General features: G+C 68.2%; 12 protein-coding genes. 5 read left to right on the forward strand and 7 right to left on the reverse strand.

Annotated features, from left to right (window positions below; genetic code table 11):
• Positions 1-76 precede the first annotated feature (76 nt).
• Positions 77-565, forward strand: a complete 489-nt coding sequence (locus WME90_RS13590; protein ID WP_437281531.1) for a single-stranded DNA-binding protein — start codon at positions 77-79, stop codon at positions 563-565.
• A 927-nt stretch (positions 566-1492) separates the two neighbouring features.
• Positions 1493-2194 (forward strand): hypothetical protein, encoded by a 702-nt coding sequence (locus tag WME90_RS13595; RefSeq protein ID WP_437281532.1) that lies wholly within the window; start codon positions 1493-1495, stop codon positions 2192-2194.
• 79 nt (positions 2195-2273) lie between these two features.
• Here WME90_RS13595 and WME90_RS13600 read toward each other — a convergent pair whose 3' ends face one another.
• The gene (locus WME90_RS13600) at positions 2274-3194 is read right to left on the reverse strand and encodes a hypothetical protein (RefSeq protein WP_437281533.1); all 921 of its coding nucleotides are present in this window, start codon (positions 3192-3194) and stop codon (positions 2274-2276) included.
• Positions 3195-3457: 263 nt separating this feature from the next.
• Entirely contained in the window at positions 3458-3901 is a 444-nt protein-coding gene (locus WME90_RS13605) for a ferritin-like domain-containing protein (protein ID WP_437281534.1), read from the reverse strand.
• A 287-nt stretch (positions 3902-4188) separates the two neighbouring features.
• Here WME90_RS13605 and WME90_RS13610 point away from each other — a divergent pair, with 287 nt between their 5' ends.
• The gene (locus tag WME90_RS13610) at positions 4189-4455 is read left to right on the forward strand and encodes a hypothetical protein (protein ID WP_437281535.1); all 267 of its coding nucleotides are present in this window, start codon (positions 4189-4191) and stop codon (positions 4453-4455) included.
• Between the two features lie 326 nt (positions 4456-4781).
• Here WME90_RS13610 and mfd read toward each other — a convergent pair whose 3' ends face one another.
• From mfd to WME90_RS13635, 5 genes are all read right to left on the reverse strand, one after another.
• Positions 4782-8585, reverse strand: coding sequence for a transcription-repair coupling factor (gene mfd, locus WME90_RS13615; RefSeq protein WP_437281536.1), 3804 nt, complete (start codon positions 8583-8585; stop codon positions 4782-4784).
• 551 nt (positions 8586-9136) lie between these two features.
• A complete protein-coding gene (locus WME90_RS13620; protein WP_437281537.1) occupies positions 9137-10060 on the reverse strand; it encodes a transposase in 924 nt (307 codons plus the stop codon).
• Positions 10061-10348: 288 nt separating this feature from the next.
• Positions 10349-11242 carry a hypothetical protein gene (locus tag WME90_RS13625; protein ID WP_437281538.1) on the reverse strand — a complete coding sequence of 298 codons (894 nt, stop codon included), beginning with the start codon at positions 11240-11242 and terminating at the stop codon, positions 10349-10351.
• Positions 11239-11838 (reverse strand): 6-bladed beta-propeller, encoded by a 600-nt coding sequence (locus WME90_RS13630; protein WP_437281539.1) that lies wholly within the window; start codon positions 11836-11838, stop codon positions 11239-11241. Before WME90_RS13630 ends, WME90_RS13625 begins: the two co-directional genes overlap by 4 nt.
• Positions 11835-12107, reverse strand: a complete 273-nt coding sequence (locus WME90_RS13635) for a hypothetical protein (RefSeq protein WP_437281540.1) — start codon at positions 12105-12107, stop codon at positions 11835-11837. Before WME90_RS13635 ends, WME90_RS13630 begins: the two co-directional genes overlap by 4 nt.
• A 281-nt stretch (positions 12108-12388) precedes the next feature.
• Between WME90_RS13635 and WME90_RS13640 the strand changes: the two genes are divergently transcribed.
• Positions 12389-13210: a WHG domain-containing protein gene (locus WME90_RS13640; RefSeq protein WP_437281541.1), complete on the forward strand. Its 822-nt coding sequence runs from the start codon at positions 12389-12391 to the stop codon at positions 13208-13210.
• Between the two features lie 317 nt (positions 13211-13527).
• The gene (locus tag WME90_RS13645) at positions 13528-17649 is read left to right on the forward strand and encodes a hypothetical protein (protein WP_437281542.1); all 4122 of its coding nucleotides are present in this window, start codon (positions 13528-13530) and stop codon (positions 17647-17649) included.
• Positions 17650-17656: the final 7 nt, after the last annotated feature.

A 17656-nucleotide genomic window follows, 5' to 3' on the forward strand; every position in this document is an offset into this window, starting at 1 on the left:
GTTGAACGGCTATCGATGCGATCGAGCGACGATGAACGACGACACACGACAACAACGTGACGAACTGGAGCTCATCATGACTGACGGACTGAACAAGGTGATTCTCATGGGCAATCTCGGAGCGGATCCGGAGCTCCGCTACACCGGTAACGGTACACCGGTGCTCCAGATGCGCATGGCGACGAACGAATCGTTCGTCGACAAGAACAAGGAGCCCAAGGAGCGCACCGAGTGGCACAACATCGTGCTCTGGGGACCGCGCGCCGAGGCGCTCGCGAAGGTGCTGACCAGGGGCGACGGCGTGCTCATCGAGGGCGGGCTGCGGACGTCGAGCTATGAGAAGGATGGGATACGGCGCTACCGCACCGAGGTGATCGCGCGGGACCTCCGCTTCACGGGGCGCCGGTCCATCGCGCAGCCGCCGCCCGGTTCGGAGGACGATGGCGAGGCGACGCAGCCCGGGGCGGAGGTGCCGACCACCGCGGCCGCGCGGCTCGGGAACGGGAAGAGCGGCGCGCGGGGGCGGCCGCCAGAGGTGCCTGTGCTGGATGAGCTGCCGTACTGAGAGAGGACGAGGCGCGAGCGAGGCGGCTGGGTGAAGCCGCCTCGCGGCGCTCCCAGCATGCCCTGTCTCACCCGGTCGGCGACATGCCCTTGTGCGGTCGTGCCGCGCTCTGAACGGCGCACGGAAGGGTGGACGCCAGCCGGACGCTCCCTCACAGCACCTGCGTTGTCGATGCCCGGGGGACGGCGGCGCTCTTGTCGCCATGCCGCTCCGAGGTCGTTCTCGTGCACATCAAGGACGTCCCCGACGTCGGCGTGGAGGGGCTCGAGCACCGCCGCGCCGCGCCGCGCTGCGCGGCGTGACGACGGATCGCTCCGGGCGTGAACTCGGCGCCTTCGCCCGAGGGTGCGCCCCGGCGTCGAGCTCGCCCCGCCGCTGCCCCATCGGTCCAAGGAGAGCCTCATCTGCGCGCCCGCGCCCGCGCCCGCGCCCGCGCGCGCCAGACGCGACAGCGCGCCGATGGTTCGCCCCTACCGCCATCGTCGCCCCTCGACGTGCTCCCCACTGAGCGCCAGCGCTCAGCAATTGGCGTGTTGCTGGATTCCACTGAAAGCGGCTTCCGGGACGATGCTTCGCGAGGTCATCCCTCACGAGCGCTGGCGCGCAGCGTCAGCCGCAAGATGGCTGATTCGATGACTCCAGGTCACCATCATGCGGTGGACAGTATCCGGCGGTGCCGTCTGAAGAACTCTCGTGTCCTACATGAGCACAGAAAAATGATTGAATGGATGGAGAATATGCTCGAAGTGTGTTGACGAATGCCGTGTTTTGGAAGTAAACACTGGATGCTAGGCTCGACCCGACCAGGTGCGACTCTCTGGCTGTGAACGATTGACCTCCTCAACCGAATCTGCTCGGCCTGCGGAACGGCAACGTGGTAACCGTCAACCGAGGTACTTCATGCTCAGCAATGCGGTTCGCTTTCTGATGGTATCTGCTGCGGCTTCTCTCGTCGCGCTCGGCTCCGCGCCGGCCGACGCGTGCTCCCTGATCTCCGCCGGAGCGCTCGATTTCATCGCTTCCGGCGCGCCAGCGGGGACCGGAGCCGTGTTCTTCACGGAGATTCAGAAACAGGAGTTCTGGTCCGATCCAGATCCGGCGGTTGACGCGGTGAACGACGCGAACAACATCGCCTTCTACTGGGGTTCGACGAGCCCGAGCTCGGAGAAGTACTATGCCGAGTTCACCAAGCCCGGGTCGACCCTCATCTCGCTGGTCTCGAACGCGGGCAGCATCGCTGCGGGCGACGTGCTCGTCGTCAACAAGACGTCGTCGTACGGCGGGCACACCATGATCGCCACCGGCCCGGCGGTGCAGCTCACGACGCCCCTGACCCCGACCGACTCGACCAAGTTGCAGTGGGCGTTGCCGATCGCCGACTCGACCACTTCGGTCCATGGTTGCAGCAATATCTACAAGGACAGCCGATGGTCGGGGACGTGCACCAATTTCACCTCGGGGCCCGGGACGGGGTACATTCGCCTCTATACCGATCTCTCGGGTAACTTGATGGGCCACAGCTGGAGCGTCACTGCGGGCAGCACCGTATACTGGTTCACGGGGACCGGGGCGCGGCCCTTCGTGGTCGGCAGGCTGACGTCCTGCCCGCTGCCGACGCCGACGCCCTGAGCCGGCGCGCCCGCGGCGCGGGCGCCGGGCGATCCTGAGGGCGCGCGCCCTCAGGATCGCCTTCTCCCGCCTTCGGCGTTTACGGCATTCCACCCTTCTCGGCGGCCGCGGGCACGCGGCAGAGCTGCGCGATACCCGTGCCGCTCAGCTTCTCGCGCGTCAGCTCGAACTGCGGCACGTACATGCAGAAGCGGCCGCCCTTCTCGGTCGCGATGCTCGTGCGACGCGAGATCATCTCCTGGAGCTCCGAGCGGCTGACGGAGGTGTCCGACTTCAGCGTGTCCGTGACCCGGAGCTCGGGCGCGTTCGGGCAGCTCACGCTGGCGGAGACGGCGAGGTTGGGCTTCACCTTCTCCTCATAGCCAGCAACTTGCCCTGCCTGACCGCCGCCTTGAGCTTTGCCGGCCTGGGCACCTTCGTGGGGCTGGATGCCGGCCTGAGCGCCACCGGCCTGAGCGCCACCGGCCTGGCTGCCGCTGGCGTCGCGGGCGCGTTCCTGAGCGGCGCCGGCGTGGGCGTGGGCCTCGCCGCTGCCGCCGGCCGGCCCTTGCGCGGCGCCGCCGGTCTGGCCCTGCACACCCGCGCCGCCGCGTCCCAGGTTGGCACCGCCGCTCTGGCTGCCCGAAGGCTGCTGCGACTTGCCCGCGGCGACGGGCTCGATCCGGCCCTTCACGGAGGCCGTGTAGGTGCACCCTTCCTCGACCGGGAACGAGATCTCCTCCTGGAGCTTCAGCGCCTGCTTCTTCTGGCTCTGCCCCTGCTGCTGAGCCCGCTGTCCGCCGCTCGAGCCAGGCTTATTGCCGTGCTGCTGCCCGCGCTGTTCGCCGCTCGCGCCGGGTTTGTTGCCCTGGTGCTGCGCGCCGCCTTGCGCCGCTCCCGACGCGCCCGGTTCGCGCTGCTTCTGCGAGCTCGTGTCGCCCGTCTGAGCGGCTGCGAGCGCCGGTACGACCGCGAGCGCTCCGATGGCGAGCGCGAGTTGGATGGACCGATTCGACTTCATATTACCCCCACGTTGGAAAGAACCTGCTTCCGATAGTACTCACCACCGCCGCGGGCCGACCGCCCACTAGCTCCGCCCGCCAGAAGTCCGGCCATGTAGGGCCAGACTCTTGCGTCGCTTCGCGGCGGCCTCGAGCGGGCGGACCTAGCTTTGATTCTCCGGGGCTCCGCCCCGCTCCGCACCCGACGTCCGCTTTCCGGAGGCCCTAGCTCTGCACGTCAGCAACCCCTGAAACCCCTGACGGGAATTTCTGGCGCGCGGAGCTAGGCGGCTTGCTCCCAGACCTTCCTCGACAGCGCGTCCTTGATCCACGCGAGGTGCCGCTGCTCATCGGCGTAGTTCCGCTCGACGATGGCCCGCGCCTCGCTCGTGAGCGACTCGTCAAGCGCCGCCTCGTACTGCCGGTTCGTGAGCTCCTCGTTGCCGCGCATGGCGAGGAGCGCGCTCTGGTCTCCCATGCTCGTGACCGCCGTGAACCCTTCGATCAGCTTGCCCTTGAGGTCGCGGGTCCGCGCCGCGATGCCGCCGAGCGACGTCACATGCGCGCTCAGATCCACGACGTGGCGCGCGTGATCGTCCCTGAAGCTCGCGAGCCGCTCCCTGATATGAGCGTGCTCGCACGCCTCGATGGCCCGGTCGTAAGCGACGATCGCGTCGCGATCTAGCTGGATGAGGTCGTTGAACACCTCGATGACGTCGCTCGCCATGATCGACACTCCTTCCGGGATCGCGTCCCGCACGGACCCACCCCCGCCCACCACCTGGGGCATTTGCGCGGGGGCGCAAGCCATGCGCTGGTTGCAGACAAAAAGCGTGCGGCCGACGTTGCCGCGCTCGGCTGGGCCGCCGCTCGAGGCCGCGATGGGCGGCCCGGCATGCGGATCGGCCCGGCAGCCTCGACCTGGCATGGACCGTGAAGTCCGTCGGGAAACCCTGATGGCTTCCGTGGACCGGCGCCGCCAGCGCCGGCTCCGCGGGGAGAGTGGATGTGCCTATGAAACGATCTCTTGGCTGCTCTATCCGCGCCGCGTTCGCGCTGCTCCTCGCCGCTGGCTCAGCGGCCTGCGCCGAGGGGTTTGCGAACGCACCCGGCATCAACCGCGAATGGACCTCGGACGACCTCGACCAGGACGCCATCGCGAACGGCCCACGCTCCTGCCCGAGGGAAGGCCCCGACCCGCTCTCGCCCCCCGGGGAGCACCGCGAGACCTGTCCGAAGGTCGCTCCGCCGACGCTGCCCAACGCCGCCGCGTCGCCCTGATTGCGGCCGGCTCGCCAGCGAGGACCGCCCAGAGTCCTCCGGACGAGCAGGAGCTCGCACGAGCTCGACGCACAAGCCGCGCTTCCGGCGCTTCCGCGGTCGACCGTGGTTGCAGTCGACCGTGGTTGTCGACCGTGGTTGCGGTCGAGCCCGAGCCGATCGCCCGAATGCGGCTGCGCGTTCCAGCGCAACGGCAGAATGTCACGAGTGAGGCGAACTGCCTCATGCAGCGGGAACGATCGCCAGGGCTACTCCGCTATGGCTCGGTCGCGCCAGCTCCCGCCGCGGCGACCGCGGCGGGGAGCGACTCCGGCGCTAGCCCGAGATCACCCGCCATCTTTGAGGCAGCCGGCGAGCTCGCTGAGGAGCTTGTCGGCCGCCTCCAGCCCGCTCGTGAAGACCTCGCCTTCCTTGACGCGGCGGGTGAGCCGCATGTCGGGTGAGAGCCGATAGGGCGAGCTCTTCGGCTGGACCAGCTTGAGCACCTTGGCATGATCGAGCGGGGTGTCCTCGCGCAGGTGCAGCGTGACACCTTTGGAGCTCGCCTCGCACGCGAGCGCCTTCAGCCGGCGCAGCTCGGTCTTGAGCCGCATGAGGTGCACGAACTGGCGCGCCTCGATCGGAGGCGGGCCGAAACGATCCTCCATCTCGACCGCGAGGTCCTGCACGTCCTCGGTTGAGCCGGAACCGGCAAGCCGCTTGTAGAGGGAGAGTCGTACGCCTACATCGGAAATGTATTCTTCGGGAAGAAGCGCATCGGTATCGAAGGAGAGCTCGGTGTCGACGTCGTGCACCACGGGCTCGCCGCGCAGCTCGTGGACGGCCTCATCGAGCATCTGGCAGAAGAGCTCGAAGCCAACCTGGGCGACGGTGCCGCTCTGCTCGGCGCCGAGGAGGTCGCCGGAGCCGCGCAGCTCCAGGTCGAGCGAGGCGATCTGGAAGCCTGAGCCGAGCTCGGTGTGGCGCTCGAGGGCCTCGATCCGGGCGCGGGCCTCGTCGGTCATGGCGTTCGGGGGCGGGACGATGAGGTAGCAGTAAGCGCGCTCCTTGGAGCGGCCTACGCGGCCGCGCAGCTGATAGAGCTGGGAGAGGCCGAACATGTCGGCGCGGTCGATGAGAATGGTGTTGGCGCGCGGGATGTCGAGGCCGCTCTCGATGATGGCGGTGGCGCAGAGGACGTCGTAGCGCCCCTCGACGAAGTCGAGCATGGCTTGCTCGAGGTTCTGCTCGCTCATCTGGCCGTGGGCGACGCAGATGCGGGCGCTCGGGACGAGCTCGGCGAGGCGGGCGGCGCGCTCGTAGAGGCCTTCGACGCGGTTGTAGACGTAGAACACCTGGCCACCGCGGCCGAGCTCCCGGAGGACCGCCTCGCGGAGGACCGCCTCGTCGTGGCGGGTAACCACGGTGCGGATGGCGCGGCGATCGACCGGGGGGGTCGTGATGATCGACATGTCGCGGAGGCCGGTGACCGCCATCTGGAGGGTGCGGGGGATGGGGGTGGCCGAGAGCGTGAGGACGTCGACGTTTGTCTTGAGGGCCTTGATGCGCTCCTTGTGGGTGACGCCGAAGCGCTGCTCCTCGTCGACGACCAGGAGGCCGAGGCGCTTGAAGTGGACGTCCTTGGAGAGGAGGCGGTGGGTACCGATCACGACGTCGACGCTGCCGTCGCGGAGGCCGCGGGAGACCTCGTCCTGCTCCTGCTTGGTCTGGAAGCGGGACATGACGCGGACCTCGATGGGATAGGAGGCCATCCGCGACCGGAAGCTGAGGTAGTGCTGCTGCGCAAGGACCGTGGTTGGGCAGAGGACGGCGACCTGTCTGCCGGCGTTGGCGGCGCGGAAGGCGGCGCGAATGGCAACCTCGGTCTTTCCGAACCCGACATCGCCGCAGACGAGGCGGTCCATCGGGCGGCCGGATTCGAGGTCGGCCGCAACCTCGGTGATCGCTCGGGCCTGGTCGGGCGTCTCGTCGAAGGGGAAGGTCGCCTCGAAGGCGCGGTAATCGTCGTCCGGCGGCGGAACGGGCTGCGCCGTGGCCGCGCGGCGCTCGGCGTAGAGGCGGAGGAGCTCGTCGGCCATCTTGCGGACGCTCTTCTCGACCCGCGCCTTCGTCTTGGCGAACGTCTGCCCGCCGAGCCGGTCGAGCTTGGGGGCGCCCTCGCCGCCGCTGAATTTCTGGATCTGGTTCAGGCGATAGACCGGGAGGTAGAGCTTGTCGCCCCCGGCGTACTCGACGGCGATGAGATCGACCGTGGTTGAGCCGACCTGCTTGTGGACGAGGCCAAGGTACCGCCCGATGCCGTGCTCTACGTGGACGACGTAGTCCCCGACACCGAGGTTGCGGAGATCCTCAAGGAAGGCCTGCGATGGCTTCGTGGAGGAGGCGGCGGCGCGTGCGGCGCGGCGGTGAGCGCGGGCCCCGAAAATTTCCTCTTCTGTGACCAGCGCGAGCCCCTCCGCCGGAGCGATGACGCCGCGCGCAAGGGAGCCCGTGACGACGAGGGCCGTATCGCGCGCAGACGAGGAGCTGCCATCGAAAAACGCGGGGTCGAACGGACCGAGGTTGGCCTTTACCGGCACGTCTCGATGGCGGAGCAGGGCGACGAGGCGCTCAACCTGGGTCTGTGCGCGCGCGGCGATAAGAACTCGCAGGCCCGCTTCTTGCCATGCGACCACGCGACGAACGAGCGGATCGAGGGCACCGTGCTTGCCGCGTGACGCGCGTGCGGTCTTGATGGCGCGCTCGAGGTCCGACTGGTCGCGCATCGCGAGCGACGGGACGTCCTCGGGAACGACCTCGAAGCGCTCCAGCGAGTTCTGGTTTTCCACTGCACCCTCAACCCCGGTGCGGTGCAGGGCCAGCACGGTACGCGCGCTGAGCCATGTGGCAATGTGTGCCTCGTCCTCGTAGAAGGCGGTGAGCGGGAAGTGCGGTTCACGGTCCTTGTGGCTCCGATCGGCAGCAGCGCGACCGAGCTCGTCGCGCACAGCGGCGGTGACAGAGGCTGGGTCCTCAAGGACGATGAGCGCGTCGTTCGGTAGGTACGAGGTGAAGGAGTGCAGGTCGATATAGGCAGGCAAGTAGCCCTCGGCCCCGAAGAAGGCGCGGCCGCTCGCAACATCATCGACCAAGGCACGCGCCTTGGTTGAGGGGAAGTCGATGACGTCGCACGCGGCGCGGACCCGCTGGCGGGCCCGCTCGACATTTTCGGCGGTGAGGATCGCCTCGCGCGCCGGGGGGATCCAGACCTCCTTCACGTCGGCGACCGTGCGCTGGTCATCTGGATTGAAGGTCTTGATCGATGCGATGATGTCTCCGTAGAAGTCGATGCGCACCGGCAGCTCGGCGGAGGGCGCCCAGACATCGAGGAGGGCGCCGCGGACGGCGAAGGTCCCGGGATCTTCTACCAGCGGGCTGCGGACGTAGCCGGATGCACCGAGGCGCGCGGAAAGAGCGTCGCGATCCATCTCCTGCTCGGCGATGACGAGCTCGGCGTGTTCGGTGATCTCGTCCCTGGGTACCACCTTGCGGGCGAGCGCGGTGATGGGGCAGACGAGGACCAACCACGGAAGGTCCATGCCGAGGTGGAAGAGCGTCGCGAGGCGGGTCTGTGCGCCCCGGCGATCTGGGTTGACATCGGCGTAAGGGCTGGCCTCGTTCGGCAGGTAGAGAAGGACGCGGCCGAACGCCGTCGAGCCGGCGGCCTCGGCATCATCGGCATCCCGATCGACGAGCAGGAACGAGGTATCCGCTGCCAGAGCGCGGGCGCTGTCGACGTCGGGCGTGAGGGCGATGATCCGGCGCCCGGCGGCCGCTGCGACGAGGCGACGGATGACGAGAGCACCGGCCGAACCGGCGGAGCCGGTGACGTGACGCGCGCCAGGTGGCGCTGCGGCGAGCTCTGCGGCGAGCTCGCGGGGCGTGACGACCCGGCGGTCCGCCGGGAGGTCAAACGATGGGAGCGCATCGCAGTCTGCCGGCGTGGAGGCGGGCGGGCTGCTGGCTGCGGTGTCGTTCGAGGCGCTGTCGTCGACATGGCCTGAGAGCTCGCCCATCGTGGCGGTGAGTGGCGAGCTCGAGGTGGAGGGGAGGGAGCGCTCGGAGGGCATGGGGGCAGCGCGGTCTAGCATGGGCGGCGCGATTCGACCCGTCGTTGTCGTCGCGACCGTGCAACCCGACCGTCGCGACCCTCTGCAACCCGACCGCGCGACCTTGAAACCCAACCGTGGTTCGCGCGTTCGCGGCCTGTTCCTGGTTCGCGCGGCGTAGGCGCACGGAGCGCACGGGGTGCAGCCCGACCGTTCTAAGGCGGAGGGCACAACCCGACAGGACGTCGTAGACGTGGAGCGCTACACGAGGCGTACCGCAGAGCGGCCCCGGTCCTGACTCGTCTCTCGTTGCAGCGGTAACGTCGACTCTTGCTACGTCGACGTCTCGACCGGACCAACCCTGTTCACGCCAGGCCGGCAGCCATGAGCCAACCCGGACCGGCGCGCCGGTCGGTTGAATCGCCGTGGTTGAGCATACGTTACGTCGAGCCTGAGGTGGAGCGAAGACGTGCTCGGTACGCCATCCACAACAAACACGGCAACCAGGCGTCGGTATTGTTGTATGGCGGACGCGCTCATCCCTCATGGCGGCACATAAGCCGCTTCGATGTCAATGTATGCTGGCCCTGCGCCTATGCGGCCGCGAGCTCACCTTCGTTAACGGCGACCCCGTGGAATACGCGCATCCACCACGTCCCCGCGGGGAAGGTTGTGCTGCGTATGCCTGCGCGCCATTGGTTGAGCGATTGGCGATATGCGACGCGAAAGGCGTGTATGGCAGTGATGGCGGCGCGCTGGGCGTCTCTTCGTTCACGGCCAACGGCGAACGTTGGATTGAGCTGGCGAAGTGGCTCGATGCTCGTCGCGCGCTTGTAAGGGGAAATCTTTCTCGCGCGCGCGGCCCCAAGGAAACTAAGTCCCTGTCGTTGCAGGGTGGTACGAGCCTGCCTCTCGTGACGATCGATCATTGCATTGATCTCACTGCGAAATTTGTGGGCGTCGCAGTCATTGATTGACGGTGGTAGCTCGATCGCAATTTCTGCCTCGGTCGGCCATTCAGGGTTCTGTGGATTGAAGTATGTCTCAGGGCGTTGGGCGCGCAGCAGGCCGCGGCCGATGTCGCCGACGCTCACCTTCGCTCCTGGCCACTCGCACGCATGCTGTACGAGGCCAGCCGCGACTGGATTGGCGAGCGTGTAAGCGATCTTCTCCACCAGAGCTTCGCGTGTCGCTAGCCGTACCACGCTTGTTGCTCTATCGTCCCACACCGGCCCCTCCCATGCGCGCAGGATCTTGGTTCCGAGTGCGACAAGTCGATGGAATCGCTGAAGAAATTTGGGAAGTTCGCCGTTTGTGTCGGTGACAACGATGTGAATGTGCGTGGACATCACGCAGAGCGCGTGTACCAGGATACCATAACGATGGGCCGAGACCGCTAGAGTATAGATTACGAGCTGGGTGATCGCGGAATCAGGTCGGAAGAGGAAATGTCTTCGCAGCACGCGACGAGTGAGAAGATATGTAGCGCCGGGGACAATCGCGCGAGGTTGGCTCATTTATGGACGAGTGTGTCAAGCGCCATGCCAAGCGTGAAATCCGCTAATGTTTAAGGACGTTGGCGCCCGAACGGGTGGCGGCCGCCATCGCCTCCGCCACTTGCGCCACCCAAGGTGGCAGGTCGGGGGGGCAAAGCAGCGCGCAGCAGCGCGACGTTGCAATATAGTTCGGTACGCAGCGTGTGCTGTGCACGTGATGGATGAAGTGTGGGGCAGATTACGACCGGTAGCGCAACCTGGGTCGGGTAAAACGGTCGCCGTTAACGCAACCTGGGTCGGGTAACGGAACTACAGGTGGACCCCGCCTCCTAGCGATGTCCCCCATCTGGTCGCCCCTCGCAGCCCGGTCAGCCCAGACGGCGCATCCAGGTTGACGACAACCTGGGAGCGTACGAACACCGACTGGAATTCCACGTTCGCATACAAGATCGCCGCCCACTGGGAGAAATCTCGCCTTGCGAGCGGCGCTGACTGCGCGAACATCTGCACTCGCAGCCCGGGGGTCAGTAGACCTATCCGCAAGCCCGCATGCGCGGCGGCCACAACCGCCAGCCGAGACGGATTGGAGTTCACGGAAACGAGCACGGCCGGATCCAGCTCAGCGCCGACGACCACCGGCATGGACAGCTCCGCCCGGCTCCGGAACAATAGCGCGATCGGGATCGCGTTCGGCGCCCACATCCAGTAATCCGCGAATCCGCGCGCGGCCGTAGCTACGGCGTAGTTGTATTCGACCTCCGTATTCTCCGGGATGGTGCCAGGGAACGTCGTCACCGGCGGTGCAACGCCGACCCCGGCGTAAATCGAGCGGCTTCGCTCCTCGATCAGCGCTGCCTGGACGGTCACGAACGGATTCCCGAAGCGAAACGACGAGCGTCGAGCCTCGCCCTCGATCCGAAACGTAGTCCAGGCCGACGTGACGTCCGTGGTTGCGCGCAGCCAGCTGTTCAGGCGAACTCCCGCCGCCACCTGCGGCGCGACGTGGATCGTAGCCAGCTCCCGGCCTTGCGGCGAGGTTGTGAAGATACCGTACAGTGCAACATAGCCGCGGCTTCCCGGTCGCGACGGGACGTCCCCCGTTGTCTGTGCCCAGCACGGCGCCGCCGCGAGCGCCCCGGCCGAGGCAACCACGGTGAACGCGAGCGCGATGGTCGGCGCGAGCGAGCTCTCTCTCCCCCTCACTTCGTCCTCCGGAACTTCTGCACGCCGCGACCCCTCAGGCTGGTGACGTAGACGCTGCCGTCTTGCCCCACTGCGATCCCGTGCCCCCAGTCGATCTCCCCGGGATCGTCCCCCCACGTGCTCCACCGCTCCACGATCTTCCCGTCGAGATCCATCCGCAGCACATGTCCTCGCGGCCGCTCCTCGTCTTGATCGCCTCCGTCGACAACGTAGATGTGCCGATCGGGTCCGAAGGCGATCGCCCATGGGCGCCCCAGCGCTGCGCTCTTCCACTGCGCGAGGTAGTGACCGTCCGCGCTGAAGACCTGAACACGCGCGTTCTCCCGGTCCGCCACGTAAACGCGCCCCTCGTCGTCGGTGGCGATGCCGTGGGGTGTGTCGAATTGGCCTCGCCCGAAGCCCTTTTCACCCCACTCCATCACGAACTCCCCCTTTTCGGAGAAGCGCGCGATGCGCGCATGGTTGTAGCCGTCCGCCACGTAGACGTCGCCGTCCAGGCCGAAGGCCACGTTCGTGGGCCGGTCGAGCTGCTCCGGGCTCTCAACGCACCCGATGCCCGCGAGCGATACGAGGATCCACGCGCTGCAGCCCTTCATGGCGCTTCGCCGAGGGTCATGATCACATCTCCCTCCGCCGTCAGCTTGAACACCAGGTTCTGCTCGGAATCCGTCACCCACACGAAGCCGTTCCGATCCACCTCGATCCCATGTGGATAGACGAACAGCCCTTCTCCCCACGCGTCGAGCAGCTCGCCCGTCTCGGGATCGAAGACCAAGATGGTGGGCTCGCTGATAGGCGTGTCGTTCCCTGACGTGCGCCCGGCCGCATGGCTGACCAGCACGCGGCCCCGCGCGTCGACCGCCACGTCAAGCGCCGGGCCGAACACCAACCCGTCAGGGACACGCGGCCACCCGTCGACGACCGTGTAGGGCCCCGTAGGTGTGTCGTCCGTCGCCGGCGGTCGCGAGATGCACGCTCCTGCGAGCGCGCTCCCTGCGAGCGCCAACCATACCGACCAGCGGCGGTCCCCGCGCTGCGCCCCGGCGGCCGATGTTTCGTTGCTCAGCCATCCCATGACCGTCGAGAATAACAATGTTATGCTTCCGGTGTCAACGGCGGAGATGCGGACGTGTCAGGATGGTGGCCATGGGTGTGATGAATGCTGATGAGCCGGTGGAGCGCGTGTTCGTGGCGCTCTGCGAGGGGCGGCTGACGCGCGACGACCTGACGGCCCGCAAGCTTGCGGCGTTCCTGGGCCAGACGACGATGGTGCTGTATCACCACTTCGGCTCGCTCGACGGATTCCTCATTTGCGTCGACGGCCTCGGGTGGCGATGGCTGGTGGAGCTCCTCGACGCGCGGGCGCGCGCTGGCGCCGACGCGCGGTCGCTCGCCGTCGGTTACGTCGAGTTTGCGCTACGCCATCCGGACCTGTACTGGCTGATGGCCGAGCGCCGCTTCGACCGGGCCCGCCTGCGCGAGCAGGGGCGCCTGCGGCTCGCTCCCCCTCTTTGGAGCTCCTTCGTCGAACTCTTGCGCCAACACGGTAGCAGGCGTCCGGAAGAGGATACCTATGTGCTCTTTGCGGGCCTCCATGGCATCGCGATGCTCGCTCTGAGCGGGCGCGCCAACCTGGGTGGTGCTGCGTCGGAAGTTTCTCCCATGGCGAATTTTTCTATTCCTGGTGGATCCCGCTCCTCAGCTGAGGCTTCCTCCAACCCGGCTGGAGCCCCAGCCAACCCGGGTGAAAAACGCAACCCGGGTCAGGGCGCCGGTGAGGGCCCCGCCCCGGGGGCCCCAGCCAACCCGGGTGAGGGCCCCGCCCCGGGGGCCCCAGCCAACCCGGGTGAGGGCCCCGCCCCGGGTGAAGGCGCCGTCCCAGACGCAGGGGCCGCCTTCGCCGCGGCGCGCCGTCTCGCGGACCTCGTGCTCTCCGCGTGTCCCCCGAGCCGCGCGCCTCGCAGGTGAGCCGTCACCGCGGCGGCCAACGATACCGCACCTGAGCCGTCCGCCCAGGCGCCTGCCGCTGCCCGAGCATTCGCGGGACCATCCGCGCCCGACGCACCGACTCCTGGCATTCGGCTCGCCGGCCAGGAAGAAAGGGAAAGAAGGTTGGCGCCGACCTCCGCGCCTGGCGCATCTATCGCGCCGGCGCGGGGCTTGCATTGCTGCTGCGCGAGACCGACCCCAGCACACGGCGCCTCTCCGTCGGACAGGCCTTGTATGTTCAGGGAAATCGGCACGTCGTGCGAGTTCGCGGCATCTATCTCCAATTGGAGGTGCTTATGCGCGCGCGACGCACGGTCGCTTGGTTGCTCAGCGGGGGGCTCCTCATCGCTGGCCCAGGTTGTGGCAGCGACGAACCGGAGGCGCTCGGCGCAGCGCGGCTCGCGGCCGCCGCGAGCGCCGACCGCACCGTGCATGCGCCCGATGCGCACGGCGCCCAGCATCAGGCCGCGATCGCTGCCAACGCGGACGCGAGCATCCTCGTCGCTACCTACACGGATCCGCGCGGCGCCCTCGCAAATCCGAGCAGCCTGTCCGGCGTTGCGCGCTCCGCCGACGGCGGGAGAACCTTCGCCGAGGTCCTCGGCCCGAACGGCATGGGCGCGCTGCCCTCGGTCGCCGGCGGCCAGGTGCTCGGCGCCCCCCGCGTCATCCACGACCCGAGCCGCGATATGTTCGTCAGCTCCTCCACCTTCGTCCGCCCCACCGACGGCCTCCAGGGCCTCTGCATCCATGTCTCGAACCCCGGCAGTACGGCCGGCTCCTCCTGGTCCGCGCCGGTCGAGGTGGCCCCCGCGTTCATCGCAGGGGAGAGCGCCGAGCAGGCCGCCATCGACGTCAACGCGGCGACCGGGCGCCTCTCCGTCACCTGGGTTCAGCGCGGCGCAGCGTCTCCGAGGATCCTCTACAGCCACTCCGACGATCTCGGCCAGACCTGGTCGCCCGTGTCCACCATCGCGCAGGTCCCCGCCGGCGGCGAGGTCGACGGGCCGAGCGCGCGCATCCTCCCCGGGGCGTCCAACCGGGACTCGGTCGTCTATGCCGTCTTTCGCACGATCGAGCCGGGGACGTCGCTGCGCAACATCGGTTGCCGCCGCTCGGTCAACGGAGGCGTCACCTGGGAACCGCTCACCCTCCTCGACGAGACAAGCTACCCCCCGGAAGACCAGATCCTCGGCGTCGACTCCGGAAGGAGCGCCCCCTCGATCGACGTCGACCAGGCCACGCGAAAGGTCTACGTCGCCTATCAGCGGAGCGACGCCCGTGGGACCGGGGATATCGCCCTGCGCTCCTTCACGGGTCAGTGCACCGCAGGCCGCGCCGTCCTCGTCAACAGCAATCCAGGCCGCGATCGGGCCCAGTTCTTCCCCTTCGTGGCCGTCGACCGAACGACCGGCACAGCGCACATCGTCTACTACGATCAGGATATAGAGAGCTCGGGCGATATGACCGAGATCGTCCACACCGCGTCGAGCGATCAAGGCGCGTCCTTCAGCCCGACTGCGCCGATCTCGGACCACCCCTTTCACGCGGGCCACGGCAACGACGACTCCCGGCAGAACCTGGGCGACCGCATCGGGGGCGTCGCGCTCGCCGGCGAGCTCTACAGCGTCTTCAGCATGACGGCCACCCCGCCGCGGTTCGACGAGGGGCAGCCGACGTCGACCTCCCTGATCGCGCCGAACGTTCACCTCGACATCCTCGACGAGCTCGAGCGCGTCCCGCCGCTGCGCGCCGCCGGCACCCGGATCTCGGACGCGGCCTGCGGCGCCCTCGCGAACGAGCGCATCGATCCCGGTGAGCTCGTCGAGCTCGGCGTCTACCTCGAGAACTACCTCGCCAACCCTGTCTCTGGCAGGACGGTAGTCTCACGGATCACAGCCACGCTGTCCACCGAGACACCCTCCGTGACCGTCGTGAGGGCGAGCGCGCTCTACCCCGATATCGAGCCCCTCCGCACCGTCGCCAGCGACGCTCCGTTCCTCCTCAAGACGGCCCGCGGCTTCGTTCCGGGAGCGCCGATCGATTTGACGCTCACGGTGAGCTCGGCGCAGGGTACGGTCGAGCTGCCGATCCAGCTCGAGACGGGCTCGCCCGGCGCCACGGACGTCCTCCTCCGCGAGGACTTCGACGCTGCGAGCGCGCCCGCGCTGCCCTCCGGCTGGCAGTCGGTGCGCGCCGGTGGGACGGCCGCCGCCTCGCCGTGGACCGTCGCGCAGACGCTCACGCCCGGCAACAACGCGGCGTTTCACGACGAGGAGCCGGCGACGTCGACCGTCGCGCTGGTATCACCCTCCGTGTCCATCCCGGAGAGCTCCGGAAATTCCTATGTCACGCTCGACTTCGATCTCACCTACGAGCTGGAGGACGATCCTCAAAAGCTCATCCAGGCGTTCGACGGTCTGACGCTGCACGTGGAAGATCTGACGGCCGGCGCCGCGCAGCGGGCGGTCCTCGCGGAGGCGTTCGCCGAGCGGATCGTCACCGGCGCGAGCCGACATTTCCCCAAGCACCTTCCAGCCCGGGACGATCCGGACTACCTCGAGGATCATTCGGTATGGTCCGGCAGCTCCGGCGGGAACAAGCGTGTGTCGATCCGCTTCCCTGGCGCGGGGCTGCGCGGGCGGACCGTGAGGCTCCGCTTCGACTACACGCAGGATGACAGCCAGGTTTGCACGGATGTCGGGCGCCCCGGGCCGTGCGGTGTCGCCATCGACAACGTCGTGCTCGCGGCGGTGCCGGTCGTGGCAGGGGCCTGCGGGGCGGATCTGGCCATCACCCAGTCGGCGGCGCCGGATCCTGTGTCGCCCGGCGCGCAGTTCAGCACGACGATCGACGTCGCCAACGAGGGGCCAGGCGACGCCAGCGAAGTCGTCGTGACGTCCGTGCTGCCCGTCGGGGCGAGCCTCGTCAGCGCCTCCGGGACAGGCTGGACATGCGACCTGGACGACGAAGAGCTCGTGTGCCGGCGCGCGTCGCTCGCCGCACGGGAGAGCTCGTCGATCGTTGTCACCATGGTCGCGCCCACCCTCACGCCGCCCGCGGTCGACGAGGACATCGAGAGCACGGCGAAGGTGAGCTCGAGCGAGTACGATCCAGCGCCGGAGAACAACGAGAGCAAGGAGAGTATCGAGGTCTCCCTGCCAGCGCGCCTCATCGGGTATCTCACCGTCATCGGCGAGCGCATCGCCGGCGAGGATCTCGCCTACACGGCGCTCATCACCAACACGGGTGGGCGCGTGCAGCCCGACAACCCAGGGTTCGAGTTCGTGGACGTGCTCCCTCCCGAGCTCCGGCTGGAAGGTGCGGTCGCGGACAAAGGTGCGGTCTCGGCCGATCCAACCACCAACACGGTGGGCTGGAACGGCGAGATCGAGCCGGACGAGTGGGTGGTGCTCACGATGGAAGCGCTCGTCCTTCCCCGCACCGACGGGCTCGTCGTGACGAACCAGGCCACGCTCTTCTTCGACGCCGACTCGGACGGCGTCAACGAGTCGAGCGTGATGACCGACGAGCCGCTGTTCGCCGGCGCGGCCGATCCGACGGTGTTCACGGTGAGGCCCGCGATCTGCGGCGACGGCGAGCTCGGCCTGGGCGAGGAGTGCGACGATGGCAACCTCCGCAACGGGGATTGCTGCTCAGATCTGTGCACCGCCGAGCCGCCGACCACGATCTGCCGCATCGCGACCTCGCTGTGCGATCCCGCGGAGTACTGCGACGGCGCAGGGAGCTGTCCCGCCGACGTCATCTTGCCGGACGGCGCCAGCTGCGATGATTTCGATATCTGCAATGGCACCGAGTTCTGCTTCCAGGGAATCTGTCTGAGCGACATCCCGCTCGACTGCGACGACGGAGATCCGACGACCACGGACGAGTGTCATTACTTCTTCGGCTGCCGGAACACGCCGATCACCACCCCGCCGGACGGGGTCGTAGGCAGCGGCGGCGCGGGCGGCAGCGGCGGCGTGGGCGCCGGCGGCGGCGCGGACGGCAGCGGCGGCACGGGCAGCAGCGGCGGCACGGGCAGCAGCGGCGGCGTGGGCGGCAGCGGCGGCGTGGGCGGCAGCGGCGGCGCGGGCAGCAGCGGCGGCGCCGGAGCGCCAGCTGAGGGCGCTGGAGGCAGGGATGACGGCGCCGGCGGAGATTGCTCCGACGACGCCAGCGGAGCGGGCGGCACAGGGGTCGGCGGTGGCCGAGATGCGACGGGCGGGGCAGGGGGAGGGGGCCAATCCGAAGGAGGAGCGCCCCCGGACCATTGCTGCTGTTTGAGCGTCAACTGCGCGTATGCCGCCATGGGCGGTGAGACAGGGCCTGCGCCAGGAGCGGCCCGCGCGCTCGCGCTGTGCGGCATCCTCGTGGCGCTCCGCAGCGCGCGCCGCGCCCGCCGCCGTCGCTGCTGACGCTGGC

It is taken from the genome of Sorangium sp. So ce375 (assembly GCF_051473855.1).
Taxonomy (GTDB): domain Bacteria; phylum Myxococcota_A; class Polyangia; order Polyangiales; family Polyangiaceae; genus Sorangium.